Source organism: Thiohalocapsa sp. ML1 (assembly GCF_001469165.1).
In the GTDB taxonomy this organism is placed as follows: Bacteria; Pseudomonadota; Gammaproteobacteria; order Chromatiales; family Chromatiaceae; genus Thiohalocapsa.
Genome location: NZ_JABX01000001.1, coordinates 156,677 through 171,625 on the forward strand (window position 1 = coordinate 156,677; position 14,949 = coordinate 171,625).

Below are 14,949 nucleotides of genomic sequence, written 5' to 3' on the forward strand. Positions count from 1 at the left end.
CCCGCAGACACCATGAAAACCCGCCGCTTGCGCTACATCCGCCGTGTGCTCCTGTCGCGGCGCGCCTGGCGCGTGCGCGGGGCCTTTCTGCTGGGCGCGCTCGCGGTGGGCCTGGTGTCTTCCGTGTTCGGCGTACTGAGCGAGCAGGCCAATCGGCTGTTCGCGGCCATCGCCGAGGCGGCGCCCATGGCGCCGCTGCTGCTGACGCCGCTCGGGCTCGTGCTCGTGGTGTGGCTCGCGCGGCGCTTCTTTCCGGGCAGCGAGGGCAGCGGCATCAACCAGGTCATCGCCGCACTGGAGCTTAAGAACAAGGACCGCTTCCTGACGCTGAGGCTCGCGGCGGGCAAGATCCTGCTCACGCTGATCGGTCAGGGCTGCGGCGCATCGGTGGGCCGCGAGGGGCCGACGGTGCACGTCGCCGCGTCCATCATGTACTCGATGCGCCGGCTCGCCCGCTTCCCGGCGGACTACATGGCGCGCGGCATGCTGCTCGCGGGCGGCGCGGCGGGCATCTCCGCGGCCTTCAACACGCCCCTCGCCGGGATCATCTTCGCCTTCGAGGAGATGCTGCGCGGCTTCACGCCGCGGCTCGCGGGCATCGTGATCCTGTCCGTGCTGGTGTCGGCGCTGGTGTCGATGCTGCTGCTGGGCGAGCGCTACTACTTCGGCACCGCATCCGCCGGGCCCGTGCAGGGCCTCGGCCCCTGGCTCGCGGTACTGCTCTGCGGCGTCGTCGCCGGCTTCGCGGGCGGGCTGTTTGCCTTCTTGATTCTGCGCCTGTCGCGGGCGCTGGCGCCGCTGGTGGCGAGCAACGGGCTCGGCGTCGCCTTCGTCTGCGGCGCCGTGCTGGTGCTGATGGGGGTGCTCACGGACTACCAGGTCATGGGCTCGGGCTACGACATCGCGCGCGCTGTCGTCGTCGCCGGCGAGGCGCCGGAGCCGCTTTACCCCATCTACAAGTTCATCGCGAGCCTAGCGTCGTACCTGAGCGGCATCCCGGGCGGAATCTTCGCCCCCGCGCTGTCCACCGGTGCCGGCATCGGCGCCGATCTGCACCGGCTGCTGCCGCTGGCACCGCTGGACCTGATGGTGCTGATGGCGATGGTGGCCTATTTCGCCGGTGCCGTGAAGTCGCCCATCACGGGCTTCGTCATCGTCATGGAGATGACCAACGACCAGAACACGCTGGTCGCCTTGATGGCGGCGGCGATGGTGGGCTACGGCGTGTCCTTTCTGCTGAGTCCGCAGCCGCTGTATCACTCGCTGGCGCGGGTGTTGGTCGAGCGGGAGGAGCGGAGGGAGTAGGAAGTTTGAAGTTTGAAGTTTGAAGTGCAGGGTGCGGGGTGCGGGCTGTCACGACACGGGCGCGAGATCGAGGCGCCCGGCGGCGAGCAGCGGCTCGATCTCGGCGCGAGGCATGGGCGCTGCGAAGTAGAAGCCTTGCACCTCGGGGCAGCCGTTTCGGACCAGGAAGTCGGCCTGCTGGCGCGTCTCGACGCCCTCGGCGATGACCTGAAGCCGCAGGCTGCCGGCGAGCGCGACGATGCTCTGCACGATGGCGGCGGCGTCCGGGTCCGGCAGCGCGGCGATGAAGGACGGATCGATCTTGATCCGGGTCAGCGGCAGCCGGCGCAGATAGGCGAGCGACGAGCGCCCGGTGCCGAAGTCGTCGATGGCCATGGTGAGCCCGAGCCGCGCGAGCGACTGCAGCACGCGCAGGGACTCGCCACCCTCCTCCACCAGCAGGTCCTCGCTCAGCTCCAGTTCCACCTCGGTGGGCGCCAGCGCAAAACGCCGCAGCATGGTCTCGACCAGGCGCGGAGAGTCCGTATCGGCCACCTGCTTGGCGGACACATTGAGCGTGAGCCGCGGCGGCGCGATGCCGGCGAGCTTCCAGTCGGCAAAGGTCGCAAAGGCCTTCGCCAGCACCCACTCGCCGATGGGACCCATGATGCCGGCACCCTCGGCAATGGACAGGAAGGCCACCGGCCGCAGGATGCCCTGCTCGGGGTGACGCCAGCGCAGTAGCGCCTCGACGCCCACGACGCGCCCGTCCGGCACCGCCACCTGCGGCTGGTAATGGAGTACCAGGCCGTCCTCCTGCAGCGCCCGGCGCAGGCCGTTCTCGAAGGCGATGCGTTGCTGCACGGCCTCGGTGAAGCTCGGATCGTAGAACTGGTAGCGGTTGCGCCCAAGCTGCTTGGCCCGGTACATGGCGGTGTCCGCGGTCCTCAGCATGGCCTCGGCATCCTCTGCATCGAGCGGCGCCAGGCTGATGCCGATGCTGATGCTGACCGCGATCTCCTGGTCATCGACCTGAAAGCGCCACTGGTCCACCGCCGCCAGCAGGCTGCGGGCGAGCGCGGCGACGCCGTGCTGGTCCTGCGCGCGCTCGGTGATGACCCCGAGCTCGTCCCCGCTGATGCGCGCCAACGTCTGCTCCGGCGGGATGCAGCCCAAGAGCACACGCGCCAGCTCCACCAGCAGCCGGTCGCCGGCGCTGTGGCCGAAGGAGTCGTTGACCTGCTTGAAATTGTCGACGTCGATGAAGAGCAGCGCGACGAGTCCGCGCCGCTCGGCGTTGCGCGCCAGTGCCTCGGCCAGGCGCCGCTGGAACGACAGCCGGTTCGGCAGCAAGGTCAGGTGATCCTGATGCGCCAGGCGGTCCAGCTCCAGCTCCGCGTGCTTGCGGGCGGACTCGTCCAGCACCACGCTGTCCCAGATCACCTCCCCGCCGGTGCCGCGCTGCGGTTTGCCGCGGCCGTGTAGCCACTTGAGCCGGCCACTCGGGGTGCGCACCCGCCACTGGTACTCCCAGTCCGTCAGCTCCCGCGCCGACCTGTCCACGGACTCGCGCATTGCGGCCCGGTCCTCGGGCAGCACCATCTCCCACAGCACCGCGGCGTCCTGCTCCACATCCGCGACATCGACCTCCCAGATGTCACGGCAGCCCTCGCTCATGTAGCGCATGCGCCGACCGCCATCCGGCGACTGGATGTACCGAAAGATCGCCCCCGGCACGTTGCCGGCGATGTTGCGCACCTGCGCCTCGCGCTCTTCCAGCGCCACGCGCTGCTCCACCACATCGGTGACATCGCGGCCAAGGAACAGAATGCCGTCCAGCGCGCCGTCGACCTCGTGCGGGATCAGGCGAACATCCAGACAGCGCCGCCCGGCGCTCGGCAGCGTCAGCCAGACCTCGTGACGCAGCAGCTCGCCCGCGCGGCAGCGTTCCAGCCACGCTGTTAGCGGCACGGCAGCGTCGGTCAGGAGATCGTCAAGCGGCACGCCGATGGCGGTCGCCGCCGTCCAGCCGAGCGCCTCCGCCAGCGCGCTGCTCAGGTGGCGCACGCAGCAGCCGGGGTCCAGATAGGCGACGTAATCGGGCATCGCCGCCAGCAGCAGCGCGTTCAGCGCGAGGCTTTGGTGCAAGGCGAGATCGGTCTCGCGGCGCTGCGTAATGTCTTTCAGGATGCCGACCCGCACGCGCGCGCCGGACTCCTCCGCCTCCATGTCGCGGGCCGTGTCGCTCACCCAGAGCACCGCCCCGTCCGCCGCGGTGAGCCGATACTCCGCGGCAAAGGGCGCGGCTGCCATCCGGCTCGCCGCTCGCTCGGCGAGCACGCGCTCGCGGTCCTCGGGGTGCAGATGCGCCAGCCACAGGCTATGACTCGGACGGTCGTCGGCGTCCGGCAGCCGCAACAGCGTGCCCAGAAAGTCGTTGACGTAGCGCGGCGAGTCGTCCTGCTCGCCCAGGACGTACACGACCATGGGCAGGCCCTCGACCACCCGGGTCAGGGTCTGGATACGCACCAACAGACCGTCGGCAGCGGGGGACAGCTCATCGACGCCCCCCACCGCCGCGCCGGCCGCGGTATGCTGCGGGTTCTTCTGAATCAGTTTCTTCATGCTCGCCGATCGCGATGCAAGTCCTGAGCGCTGCGCCGCCGGTGGTAGTCCGCGACGGCCAAGCATGGGTACCGCCCGGATACGAAGGGCTGGTGATATGCGCAAGCTTACTGCAAGCGGAGGTGCCTGATGTGTGACCGGAACCGCGTCGCCGATTGCGCGTGGACGGCGTACAGCGGGTACCGGGGCGGGCGGTGGTCAGCGGCCAGGCGCCGGGCACCGTGGACTCGGCCGTGCGCGATCGGGCACGCGCGCGGCGCCATCGCGCTCGCCGTCCTCGGCACGCTGCTCATGCTCGGCTGTGCGGCGCGGGTGCCACAAGACATCCGCACGCCGGCCCCGGCGCCGGTCACGGCTGCCGCCGTCCGTGCGGCACCGGAGCGCTACGTCGGCACGCCGGTGCGCTGGGGCGGGCGCATCCTCGCCGTGCGCAACGACGCTGCCAACACCGACATCGAGCTCCTCGCCTGGCCGCTGGACGCCGCCGGCGAGCCGGCGCAGGACAGCGGCGACGACGCGCGGCTTGGCCGCTTCATCGCCCGCTTCGATGGCTTCCTGGACCCGGCCACCTATCCCGAGGGGCGCCTGCTGACGGTCAGCGGCACCGTCACCGGCGTCGAGACGCACGATGTCGGCGACTACCCGTATCGCTACCCCGTCGTGCGCGCCACCGGCAGGCACCTGTGGGCAAAGCCGGAGAGCGTCCGCGCGCCATACCCAAGCCCGTGGTACGACCCGTGGTACGGCGGCTGGCCGGGCTCCCGCTTCGGGCCCTGGTACGGACCCGGCTTCGGGCCCTGGCATCGGCCTTGGTACTGGTGACGGGGAGCGCGGCGATCCCTCTTCGACGGTTTGTTCAGGACTATCAGCGTAAGGGACGCAGGGCCGAGCGGGGCAGTTCAGCGCGCTCGCGCAAGCTCCGCCCGCCGCCCTCGGCCGTTGGCTCCGGCGCGGCGGGCAGGCAGACCCGCACGGCGAGTCCGCCGATCTCGGCATGGCCGAAGTCGATCTCGCCGCCGTACGCCGCCACGATGTCCCGTGCGATGGCAAGGCCGAGACCGCTGCCGGCCTTTTGCTCGTCGAGACGCAGCCCGCGCTGGCCGAGCCGGTGCAACTGGTCCGGGGCGATGCCCGGGCCGTCGTCGGCGATGGCGACCCGTATCTCATCGCCGCCGCCTGCGGCCGTGGCGGCGACCTGCACATCGACCTGCCGACGAGCCCATTTGGCCGCGTTTTCGAGCAGGTTCCCGAGCAGCTCGAGCAGATCCTCGGCGGGCAGGGCTACGGCACCGACGTTCGGTCCGGCCACGCGCCATGCCAACCGGGCACCGTCCGGTGTGCGCTTGAGCGTGCCAAGCACGCGGTTCAGGGCCTCCGAGACATCTGCCCGGGCGGGGCGCGCGTGCGAGCCGGAGCGCATGCGGGCGCGGATCAGCTCCCGATCGACGCGCCGGCGCATGTGCAGGGCAAGCTGCTCCAGGTCGTTTGCCAGCGCCGGATTGCCCTGCTGCCGCAGCCGGTCGGCGTCCGCCGCCAGGGCGCTCAACGGCGTCTTGAGGCCGTGCGCCAGATCGGCCGTCCAACTGCGCGCCTGCACGATGGACGCTTCGCGCGCGGCGAGCAGCGCGTTGACCTCGGCCACCAGCGGTTGCACCTCGTCCGGATAGTGCTCCGGCAGCCGTTCCGCGGTGCCGGCACGCACGGCGTAGACACCCTTGCGCAGCGCTTCCAGCGGCGCCAGCCCGGCGCGGATCTGCGCCCAGGTGGCGAGCCCCAGCACTAGAGCGATGACGCCGAGGTACGGCAGCATGTCCGCGGCGAAGGCGTTGCGCGCCCGCACCAGCTCGGCGCGGTCCTCGGCCACGGCCAGGCGCAGCGTGCGCGCTGCGCCGCTTGCGTCCGCGCTCGGTGCGCCGCCGAGCCGGATGCTGCGCTCGCGCACCAGGAGCGCCTGTCCGCCCGGGCCGGGTAGTCGGTGCGTGTGCACCTCGCCTGCCGCCAGTGCGTCTTGCGGCAGCGCCAGCGTTGTGTCCCAGAGCGAGCGCGAGCGCAGCAGGCCGACGCCGGCGCTGCCGGCTTCGCTGTCGTCCACCTGCCAATAGAGTCCGCCGAGCGGGGTGCCGAAGCGCGGGTCCTGCGGGGGCTGCTCGACGCTGACCGCGCCGTCGTCCGGTGCGATGTGCACGGCGGCGGCGAGCTGGTTCAGTCGGCTCGTCAGCTCGCTGCCGATGCGCCGCTCCACATGCCGCTCGAACAGGATCACCAGGCTCGCCGCCGCCACCAGCAGCGCCAGCGTGATGGACAGGAGCGCCGCGACGGCGAGCCGTGCGCGCAGCGAGTTGCGGTTCACGGCGGGTCGGCGGGCGCGGCGGCGTCCGGCGCATCCGGCTCGATGACGTAGCCGAAGCCGCGCCGGGTCTCGATGAGCCCGCTGCCGAGCTTGCGCCGCACGCGCCCGATGAGCACCTCCACGGCGTTGGACTCACGCTCGAAGTCCTGCGCGTAGAGCTGCTCGGTCAGCTCCAACTGCGGCACCACGCGCCCCGCGTGCTGCATCAGATAGGCCACCAGCCGGTACTCCGTGGGCGAGAGGTGCACCGGCACGCCGTCGCGGCTCACCTGCATGCGCCGCGTATCGAGCGCGAGCCCGCCCGCCTGCACCACCGCGGAGGCCTGGCCGGCGGCGCGGCGCACCAGCGCGCGCAGCCGCGCGAGCAGCTCCTCCATGCGAAAGGGCTTCGGCAGATAGTCGTCGGCGCCGGCGTCGATGCCCTCCACGCGCTCGTGCCAGTCGCCGCGGGCGGTGAGCACCAGCACCGGAAAGCGCTGGCCGGCCTCGCGCCAGCGCCGCAGCACCGCGAGCCCGTCCATGCCCGGCAGACCCAAGTCCAGGATCACGGCGGACCAGTTCTCGGTGTCGCCGCGGAACCAGGCGTCCTCGCCGTCGGCGCTGTGCTCGACGACGAAGCCGGCGGCCGCGAGCGCCGCGGCCACGGCGGCCGCCACGCGCGGGTCGTCTTCGACCAGCAGGATGCGCATCAGTCGTCTTCCTCGTGCTCCAGCACGGTGCCGGTGGCCGCGTCCACCAGCACCTCCAAGCGGCGGCCGTCCGGGGTGATGACCTTGAGCTCGTAGACCCAGCGGCCGTGCTCGCGCTCCAGCTCGACCTCGACGATGTCGCCCGGCATCGCGGCGTGCACCACGGTCAGGATCTCGGCCAGCGGGCGGACCTCGCCGCGGGCGAGCGCGGCGCGGGCGCGGTCGTGGTCATGCTCATGCGTGCCGGCCGGGTCCACGGACCCCAGCAGCAGCGGCACGGCCAGCAGCGCCCAGGGACGGGCGCGGCGGGCCGCGGTCGGCAGGAGCGGTTGCATGACGTTGCTCCGGCGCTGTTGCGCCTGTTGCCTCGGGGTTGCGGCGGGCCGCGCGCGGCGCCCGCTCGGCACGCAGTGCGCGGCCCTGCCGCCCGAGCATGGTGTGCCTTGCCACCTGACGAAAGGCTGACAGGGCCGTACAGGGATCGGTCAGTAGCCGCTCGGTACTCTGCATCGCAAGCGTGCTGCCGAGGCCGCCGGGCAAGGGTCCGACGCCGGGCGGCAGCCGCGATGTGCATGCATCTTTGCAGACAACGGAGCGACTCGCCATGACGTTGCAGACCTTGACCGGCGGTGCAGGCGCCGCACCCGCCAGCCAGTCCGACGCCAGCCGCGTACGGGTCTGGGACCTGCTGGTGCGCATCTTCCACTGGTCCCTGGTGGGGGGCTTCGCGACGGCCTTCATCGTCGAGGACGATCTTCTCGGCGTGCACGTCTGGGCCGGCTATCTGGTGCTGACGCTGATCGCCGTGCGCCTGGTCTGGGGCGTCATCGGCACGCGCCACGCGCGCTTCACGGACTTCGTCCGCGGGCCGCGGCAGGTGCTCGGCTACATCCGCGACGCGCTGCGCCTCAAAGCGCCGCGCTACCTGGGCCACAACCCCGCGGGCGGCGCGATGGTCGTCGCGCTGCTCTTGCTGGTGGGCCTGACCGGCCTCAGCGGCATGGCGCTGTACGGCGCGCAGGAGCTCTCCGGCCCCTTGGCGCCGCTCATGGCGGGCACGTCCGCCGCGACGGGCGAGGTGCTGGAAGAGACCCACGAGGTGCTGGCCAACCTGACCCTCGGCTTCATCGTGCTGCATGTGGCCGGCGTGCTGTTCTCAAGCCTCGCGCATCGCGAAAACCTCGTCGGCGGCATGCTGAGCGGCCGCAAGCGCCGCGACTGACCGGAGGACGGCACGATGACCAACACCAACCCCCATCGGTCCGTTTCGCTGCTCTGCGCCGGCCTGCTCGCGGCTGCCGCTGCCGTGCCGGCGGCAGCGGCCGGCGATGCCGCCGCCGGCGCCGCGGCCTGGGCCGCGCAGCACTCGCAGGCGGGCGGCGGCGAAGCCCGTAGCTGCGCGAGCTGCCACGGCGAGGACCTGACCGGGCCGGGCCGGCACGCGACGACGGGCAAGCCCATCAAGCCGCTCGCACCGTCGGTCAACCCCGCCCGGCTCACCGATGAGGCCAAGGTCGAGAAGTGGCTGCGGCGCAACTGCAACTGGACGCTCGGCCGCGCATGCACGGCCGCGGAGAAGGCGGACTTCCTCGCCTACATCGCCAGCCAGTGACCCGACGCACCGACCACACCGGAGAGCAACCCATGAAAGCAACCCTTGTCCTGGCCGGCGGCCTCACCGCGGCCCTGCTGGCGCTCGGCGCCGCCGGGCTCGCCGTCGGCGATGACGACGACGATGACGACCACCATGAGCACCACAAGCGTGGTTGGGTGGAGCCCGGCGAGGACGTGCAGCCCGTCGCCAACGCCGCCTACGCCGAGGAATGCGGCGCCTGCCACATGGCCTATCAGCCGGGCCTGCTGCCGATGGACGCCTGGCGGCAGATCATGGCCCCCGAGGCGCTCGGGGATCACTATGGCGACGACGCCTCGCTGTCCACGGACCTGCGCGCGGAGATCGCGGGCTATCTCGCCGCCAACGCGGCGGAGCGCTCGGGCAAGTCCCGGGCGCGGGCCTTCTCGGTGGGGGATGCCGGCACCGAGGCGCTGCCGCGCATCACCGCGACCCGCTACTTCCGCAACGAGCACCACGAGATTCCGACCCGCATGGTCGCCGGCAACCCGGACGTGGGCAGCCTCAGCAACTGCAACGCCTGCCATCAGGGTGCGGACGAGGGCGTCTACAACGAGCATCGCGTCAACATCCCGGGCGTCGGCCGCTGGGACGACTGAGTCTCGCGCCGCCGCGCTGCCGACGCCGAGACCGGATGCGACCGAGCGCGCCGTGCCGACGCCGGCCGAGCGCGCCGGTCGCATTCAGCTTGGGTTCAGGTTCGGCGGCTACCGTCAATGCTGCATCAGCCGCCGACCGATCGGTGCCGCGACAGTCCCGGCGCAGCCCAACCCATCATCTCCAGTGCCTTGCGCTATGCCCCATGCCCCAACACAGCGACGAGCTGGCCGAGCGCGATTGCTCTTGCCCGGACTCCTCTGCCTGATCGCGCTGCTGCCGCCCCCCGCGGCGCCTGCCGACGCCCCGGCAGAGGGCGCGCGCCCGAGCCTCGCCGAGGTCGTCGAGGGCACGCTCGCAGCGGCCGGACAGCTCGTGCGCGCCGACGCGCTGCGCGGTGAGGCCGCTGCCGTGCGCCAACAGGCCGGCGCCTTCACCGCCGCGGACCCGGGGCTGCGGCTCAAAGGCGTCACCGACCAGTTCAACGCGGACGCCGGCGCCTATGCGCTCGAAGCCCTCGTGGAGCTGCCGCTGTGGCTGCCGGGCCAGCGCCGCGCGCGGCTGGAGCTGGCCCGCGCACTCGGCGTGCGCGCCGATGCGCTGGCCGGGCTGCTGCGCTGGGAGGTCACGGGCGCCGTGCGTGACGCCGTTTGGGAGGTCGCGCTCGCCAAGGTGCAGGCCGACCAGGCGCGCACGGCCTACGCGGCCGCAGAGGCGCTCCAGGCCGTCGTCGCGAAGCGCTATGCGGCCGGCGAGCTGGCGCGGCTGGACCTGCTGACGGCCGAGCAGGAGACGCTTGCGCGCGCCGCCGAGCTCACCACCGCCGACGCGGACCTCGCCCGGGCGGAGGCCGCCTACGCGACGCTGACCGGGCGCACGGAGCTGCCGTTGCCGCCGGAGCCCGGCGGCAATGCGGCCACAGCAGATGCGCCCGCGCCGCTGCTGCCGGAGCACCACCCGCTGCTCGTCGCCGCCAACGCGGCCCTAGGGCGGGCGCGCGCCGAGCGCGACCGCGTGGCGAGCGAGCGTCGCGGCCATCCGATCCTGAGCCTGGGCGGCGTGCGGGTGCGCGACGACCCGCGGCTGGATGGCGACAACACCGTGCAGGTCGAGGTTTCCATCCCGTTCGGGCTGCGCAGCCACGCGGCACCGGCGCTGGCCGCGAGCGAGCGCGAGGTCACCGACCAGCTCGCCGAGCTGCACCGCCTGCGGCGCGCCGCCGAGGGGGAGCTGGTGGAGGCGGTGCTCGGCCGCCGCGGCGCCGCCGCAGCGCTCGCTGTCGCCGAGGCGCGCGCGCGGCTCGCCGCGGACGCGCTCGCGGTGGCGGAGCGGGGCTTTGAGCTCGGCGAGACGGACCTCTCGGAACGCCTGCTCGCCGAGCGCCGTGCACGCGAAGCACAACTGGATCTGGCGCTCCGGCGCGCCGAGCAGGGCCAGGCGCTGGCCCGCGTCAATCAAGCCTTGGGAATCCTGCCCGAATGATGTCGAACACCTCGAGAACCGTTCTTGCACGCGCCGTTGCCGGTCCGCGCCGCCGCGCCCGGCGCCTCGCCGTCGTGCTGCTGCCCGCGTTGGCGGGGCTGGCGAGCCTCGCCGGCTGGGCCGCCGAGCCGGTGTCGCTGACGCCGGAGCAGCAGCGCGCCTTCGGCATCGAGCTCGCGCCGGTGGTGCCCGCCGCGAGCACGCTGACGCGCCGCTGGCCCGCCCGTGTCGCCGTGCCGAACCCGCAGTTGCAGGTGGTGGCCGCGCGCCAGGCCGGCGTCATCGAGTCGCTGCTGGTGGCCGAGGGCGAGCAGGTGACGGCGGGCCAGTTGCTCGCGCGGCTGCAGAGCCCCGATCTGGTTGCCATCCAGAGCGATTACTTGGAAGCCCTGACCCGGCTCACGCTGGCCGAGAGCGAGGTCGCCCGCGACCGCATGCTCCAGCGCGAGGGCGTCATCGCGGAGCGCCGGCTGCTGGAAAGCCGCGCGCGCCGGGATGAGCTGCAGACCCTGGCCGCGCAGCGCCGCCAGGTGCTGGCGCTGGCGGGCATGTCGGAGGCCGACATCGACCGCCTGGCCGAGACCCGCACCCTGACCTCCAGCCTGCCGGTGCGCGCGCCCATCGGCGGCGTGGTGCTGGAGCAGATGGTCGGCACCGGCGAGTCCGTGCCGGCCGCGGCGCCGCTGTATCAGATCGCGGATCTCAGCGCGCTGTGGGTCGAGGTGCACGTGCCGGTGGAGCAGCTCGAAGGGATCGGCACCGGCAGCCGCGCGCTGCTGTCGGAGTCCGGCATCGAGGCGCGCATCGTCACCGTCGGCCGTCTGGTGCACGGCGAGGACCAAGGCGTGCTGGTGCGCGCGAAGGTCACGGACGGCGCGGAGCGGCTGCGCCCCGGCCAGTTCGTCGAGGTGCAGCTCGCCACCGCGACCGCCGCCGGCGAGCGCTGGCGCGTGCCGGCGGCGGCGGTGGTGCGCCAGGGTGGCGCGACCTATGTGTTCGTTGCGCGGGATGAGGGCTTCGCGCCGCTGCCGGTGGCGCTGGTCGCGGAGGAGGAGGGCGAGACCGTCCTGTCCGGTCCGCTCACGACGGCCGAGCGCGTCGTCGTCGCCGGCGTCATCGAGCTGAAGGCCGCCTGGCTCGGGGCCGAGGCGACGGCCGAGGAGGCCGCCGCGGCCGACGGCGAGGCCGCGCACTGATGCTCGCCCGTCTCATCGCCTTCTCGCTCACCCAGCGGGCGTTCACGCTGCTGCTTGCGCTCGGCCTCGCCGCCGCCGGTTGGTACGCCTTTCTGAGCACGCCGATCGATGCGTTTCCGGACGTGTCGGTGCCGCAGGTCAAGATCGTCATGAAGGCGCCCGGCATGACGCCGGAGGAGATCGAGACGCGCATCACCAGCCGCGTGGAGGTCGAGATGCTCGGCATCCCGGGCCAGACCATGCTGCGCTCCATCGCCAAGTACGGTCTCACGGACATCACCGTGGACTTCGCCGAGGGCACGGACATCTACTGGGCGCGCCAGCAGGTGGCGGAGCGGCTCGCCGCCATCCGCGGCGACCTGCCGGACGGCGTCGACGGCGGCCTCGCGCCGCTGACCACGCCGCTCGGCGAGATGTTCATGTTCAGCATCCAAGGTGACGGGCTGACGCTGGCCGAGAAGCGCGACCTGCTGGACTGGACCATCCGCCCGGCGCTGCGCGCGGTGCCCGGCGTCGCGGACGTGAACGCGCTCGGCGGCCTCGTGACCACCTACGAGATCGAGCCCGACAACGCCCGCATGAGCGCCGCCGGCATCAGCCTGGAGCAGCTCGGCGCCGCCGTGACGGCGAGCAACCGCAACGATGGCGCCGGGCGCCTCGCCGACGGCGAGGAGGTGCTGCTGGTGCGCAGCGAAGGCGCCATCAAGACCCTGGACGACTTAGGCGCCATCGTCGTCGGCGGCGACGCCCGCCAGCCGGTGCGGGTGCGCGACATCGCCGAGGTGCGCTACGCCGCGCTGACCCGCTACGGCGCCGTCACGCGCAACGGCGAGGGCGAGACCGTGCAGGGGCTGGTGCTCGGGCTGCGCGGCGCCAACGCCCGCGAGGTGGTGGCGGCGGTGAAGGCCAAGCTCGACGAGCTCGCCCCGGCGCTGCCGGCGGGCGTCCACATCGAGGTCTTCTACGACCGCGGCCAGCTCGTAGACCGCGCCGTCACCACGGTGAGCACGGCGCTGGCGCACGCCGTGGTGCTGGTGATGCTGATGCTGGTGCTGTTCCTGGGCGACCTGCGCGCGGCGCTGACGGTGGCGCTGATCCTGCCCTTTGCGGCGCTCGCGACCTTCGTGCTCATGCGCTGGTTCGGCCTGTCCGCGAACCTGATGTCCTTGGGCGGGCTTGCGATTGCCATCGGCATGCTGGTGGATGCGGCCGTCGTCGTGGTCGAGAACATCGTGACGCAGCTCTCGCGCGCCGGCGGCGGCGAGCACGCCGACGGCGCGGCCCGCGCGCAGCGGCTGCCGCGGCTGCACCTGATCTTCCGCGCGACGCGAGAGGTGGCGGTGCCGGTGGCCTCCGGCACGCTCATCATTATCATCGTCTTCCTGCCGCTGCTGACCCTGCAGGGGCTGGAGGGCAAGCTGTTCGTGCCCGTGGCGCTGACCATCGTGTTCGCGCTCGCGAGCGCGCTGGTGCTGTCGCTGACGGTGATTCCGGTGCTCGCGTCCTACCTGCTCGGCAAGGGCCACGCGCAGGAGCCGCGCCTGGTGCGCCTCTTGCTTCGCATCTACGCGCCGTCGCTGCGCTGGGCGCTGCGGCACGAATGGGTGGTCATCGTGCTCGCGCTGGCGCTGCTGGTGGTGGCGGGCGCGCTGTACCTGGGTGTCGGCAAGACCTTCATGCCGACCATGGACGAGGGCGATCTCATCGTGCAGTTGGAGAAGCTGCCGTCCATCAATCTGGAGCAATCGCTCGACATCGACCTCAGCGTGCAGCGGGCCATCATGGCGCAAGTGCCGGAGGTGCGCGGCGTCGTCGCCCGCACCGGCTCCGACGAGCTGGGGCTGGACCCGATGGGGCTGAACCAGACCGACAGCTTTCTGGTGCTGGCGCCGCCGGAGGAATGGCGGTTTGCGAGCAAGGACGACCTCATCGATGCCATCCGCGCCGTGCTGGAGGACTTTCCGGGGCTCGACTACGCCTTCACGCAGCCCATCGAGATGCGCGTGTCGGAGATGCTGACCGGCGTGCGCGGCGACCTGGCCGTGAAGGTGTTCGGCGGCGATCAGGACACCCTGAACCGCGTCACGGAGGAGATCGTCGCCGTGCTCGGGCGCATCGACGGCGCCGAGGACGTCTTCACGCCCCGCAACGAGGGCGCGCAGTACCTGAATCTGGTCATCGACCGCCTGGAGGCCGGCCGGCTCGGCGTGGATGCCGACGCGCTCGCGGCCATGCTGCGCGCGCAGGTGGAGGGGCTGCCCATCGGCACGGTCTACCGCGAGGGCAAGCGCCGGCCGCTGGTGATCCGCGGCTCCGAGGCGCTGCGCACGTCGCCGGCGCGCTTTCGGGGCCTGCGGCTCGCGCTGCCGGACGGGCGCTCCGTCCCCATCGAAAACCTGGTGCACATGGAGCGCGCCGAGGGGCCGGTGGTGCTGTCGCGCGAGCTCGGCAACCGTATGGCGACGGCGATCGCAAACGTGACCGGGCGCGACCTGGTGGGCTTCGTCGAGGAGGCCCGCGCCGCCGTCGCCGAGCAGGTGACGTTGCCCACCGGCTACTGGATCGAGTGGGGCGGCGAGTTCGAGAACCAGCAGCGTGCGGCGGCCCGCCTCGCGCTGGTGGTGCCGGTGGCGCTGGTGCTGATCTTTCTGGTGCTGTTCTCCACCTTCGGGTCCGTGCGCCAGTCCTTGCTGGTGCTGGCTAACATCCCGTTTGCGCTCATCGGCGGCGTCTTCGCGCTGTCCATCACCGGCGTCTATCTGTCCGTGCCGGCGTCGGTGGGCTTCATCGCGCTGCTCGGCATCGCCGTGCTGAACGGCGTGGTGCTCGTGACCTGGTTCAACCAACTGCGAGCGCTGGGCCGGCCCATGGAGGAGGTGGTCGTCGAAGGCGCCATGCGCCGCCTGCGCCCGGTGCTGATGACCGCCACCACCGCCGCGTTCGGCTTGGCACCGCTGCTGTCCGCCAGCGGCCCCGGCTCCGAGATCCAGCAGCCGCTCGCCATCGTCGTCATCGGCGGGCTCGTGTCCTCGACGGTGCTGACGCTGGTGCTGCTGCCGATGCTCTACCGGCGTTTCGGCTGAGCGTAAAACC

General features: G+C 72.2%; 12 protein-coding genes. 8 read left to right on the forward strand and 4 right to left on the reverse strand.

Annotation, left to right across the window (positions count from 1 at the left end; translation table 11 throughout):
• Window positions 1-12 precede the first annotated feature (12 nt).
• A complete protein-coding gene (locus tag ML01_RS00585; RefSeq protein WP_058553443.1) occupies window positions 13-1,305 on the forward strand; it encodes a chloride channel protein in 1,293 nt (430 codons plus the stop codon).
• A gap of 48 nt (window positions 1,306-1,353) precedes the next feature.
• Here the strand turns inward: ML01_RS00585 and ML01_RS00590 are convergent, their stop codons facing one another.
• Window positions 1,354-3,909 carry an EAL domain-containing protein gene (locus ML01_RS00590; RefSeq protein WP_058553444.1) on the reverse strand — a complete coding sequence of 852 codons (2,556 nt, stop codon included), beginning with the start codon at window positions 3,907-3,909 and terminating at the stop codon, window positions 1,354-1,356.
• Between the two features lie 261 nt (window positions 3,910-4,170).
• On the opposite strand from ML01_RS00590, the gene ML01_RS00600 reads away from it, so the two are divergent.
• Window positions 4,171-4,731: a Slp family lipoprotein gene (locus ML01_RS00600; RefSeq protein WP_256363604.1), complete on the forward strand. Its 561-nt coding sequence runs from the start codon at window positions 4,171-4,173 to the stop codon at window positions 4,729-4,731.
• Window positions 4,732-4,774: 43 nt separating this feature from the next.
• Here ML01_RS00600 and ML01_RS00605 read toward each other — a convergent pair whose 3' ends face one another.
• From ML01_RS00605 to ML01_RS00615, 3 genes are read right to left on the reverse strand one after another with little or no spacing between them, the layout of a single operon-like run.
• Window positions 4,775-6,259 carry a sensor histidine kinase gene (locus tag ML01_RS00605; protein WP_082673804.1) on the reverse strand — a complete coding sequence of 495 codons (1,485 nt, stop codon included), beginning with the start codon at window positions 6,257-6,259 and terminating at the stop codon, window positions 4,775-4,777.
• Window positions 6,256-6,948 (reverse strand): response regulator transcription factor, encoded by a 693-nt coding sequence (locus ML01_RS00610; RefSeq protein ID WP_058553447.1) that lies wholly within the window; start codon window positions 6,946-6,948, stop codon window positions 6,256-6,258. The genes ML01_RS00605 and ML01_RS00610 overlap by 4 nt, the downstream gene beginning before the upstream one ends.
• Complete coding sequence (locus ML01_RS00615; RefSeq protein WP_058553448.1) at window positions 6,948-7,283, reverse strand: PepSY domain-containing protein; 336 nt, start codon at window positions 7,281-7,283, stop codon at window positions 6,948-6,950. The genes ML01_RS00610 and ML01_RS00615 overlap by 1 nt, the downstream gene beginning before the upstream one ends.
• A gap of 269 nt (window positions 7,284-7,552) precedes the next feature.
• Here ML01_RS00615 and ML01_RS00620 point away from each other — a divergent pair, with 269 nt between their 5' ends.
• From ML01_RS00620 to ML01_RS00645, 6 genes are all read left to right on the forward strand, one after another.
• Complete coding sequence (locus ML01_RS00620) at window positions 7,553-8,170, forward strand: cytochrome b/b6 domain-containing protein (protein WP_058553449.1); 618 nt, start codon at window positions 7,553-7,555, stop codon at window positions 8,168-8,170.
• A gap of 15 nt (window positions 8,171-8,185) precedes the next feature.
• A complete protein-coding gene (locus ML01_RS00625; protein ID WP_058553450.1) occupies window positions 8,186-8,560 on the forward strand; it encodes a DUF1924 domain-containing protein in 375 nt (124 codons plus the stop codon).
• Window positions 8,561-8,592: 32 nt separating this feature from the next.
• Entirely contained in the window at window positions 8,593-9,180 is a 588-nt protein-coding gene (locus ML01_RS00630; RefSeq protein ID WP_058553451.1) for a diheme cytochrome c, read from the forward strand.
• Window positions 9,181-9,424: 244 nt separating this feature from the next.
• Entirely contained in the window at window positions 9,425-10,660 is a 1,236-nt protein-coding gene (locus tag ML01_RS00635; protein WP_162267933.1) for a TolC family protein, read from the forward strand.
• On the forward strand, window positions 10,657-11,856 hold the full coding sequence (locus ML01_RS00640) for an efflux RND transporter periplasmic adaptor subunit (RefSeq protein ID WP_254045099.1): 1,200 nt from the start codon (window positions 10,657-10,659) through the stop codon (window positions 11,854-11,856). Before ML01_RS00635 ends, ML01_RS00640 begins: the two co-directional genes overlap by 4 nt.
• The gene (locus ML01_RS00645) at window positions 11,856-14,939 is read left to right on the forward strand and encodes an efflux RND transporter permease subunit (RefSeq protein ID WP_058553453.1); all 3,084 of its coding nucleotides are present in this window, start codon (window positions 11,856-11,858) and stop codon (window positions 14,937-14,939) included. The genes ML01_RS00640 and ML01_RS00645 overlap by 1 nt, the downstream gene beginning before the upstream one ends.
• Window positions 14,940-14,949 lie beyond the last annotated feature (10 nt).

Bases quoted from the DNA above. Each gene is read 5' to 3' on its own strand.
- ML01_RS00585 (WP_058553443.1), top strand. From the start codon at position 13: ATGAAAACCCGCCGCTTGCGCTACATCCGCCGTGTGCTCCTGTCGCGG.
- ML01_RS00590 (WP_058553444.1), bottom strand. From the start codon at position 3,909: ATGAAGAAACTGATTCAGAAGAACCCGCAGCATACCGCGGCCGGCGCG.
- ML01_RS00610 (WP_058553447.1), bottom strand. From the start codon at position 6,948: ATGCGCATCCTGCTGGTCGAAGACGACCCGCGCGTGGCGGCCGCCGTG.
- ML01_RS00615 (WP_058553448.1), bottom strand. From the start codon at position 7,283: ATGCAACCGCTCCTGCCGACCGCGGCCCGCCGCGCCCGTCCCTGGGCG.
- ML01_RS00620 (WP_058553449.1), top strand. From the start codon at position 7,553: ATGACGTTGCAGACCTTGACCGGCGGTGCAGGCGCCGCACCCGCCAGC.
- ML01_RS00625 (WP_058553450.1), top strand. From the start codon at position 8,186: ATGACCAACACCAACCCCCATCGGTCCGTTTCGCTGCTCTGCGCCGGC.
- ML01_RS00630 (WP_058553451.1), top strand. From the start codon at position 8,593: ATGAAAGCAACCCTTGTCCTGGCCGGCGGCCTCACCGCGGCCCTGCTG.
- ML01_RS00640 (WP_254045099.1), top strand. From the start codon at position 10,657: ATGATGTCGAACACCTCGAGAACCGTTCTTGCACGCGCCGTTGCCGGT.
- ML01_RS00645 (WP_058553453.1), top strand. From the start codon at position 11,856: ATGCTCGCCCGTCTCATCGCCTTCTCGCTCACCCAGCGGGCGTTCACG.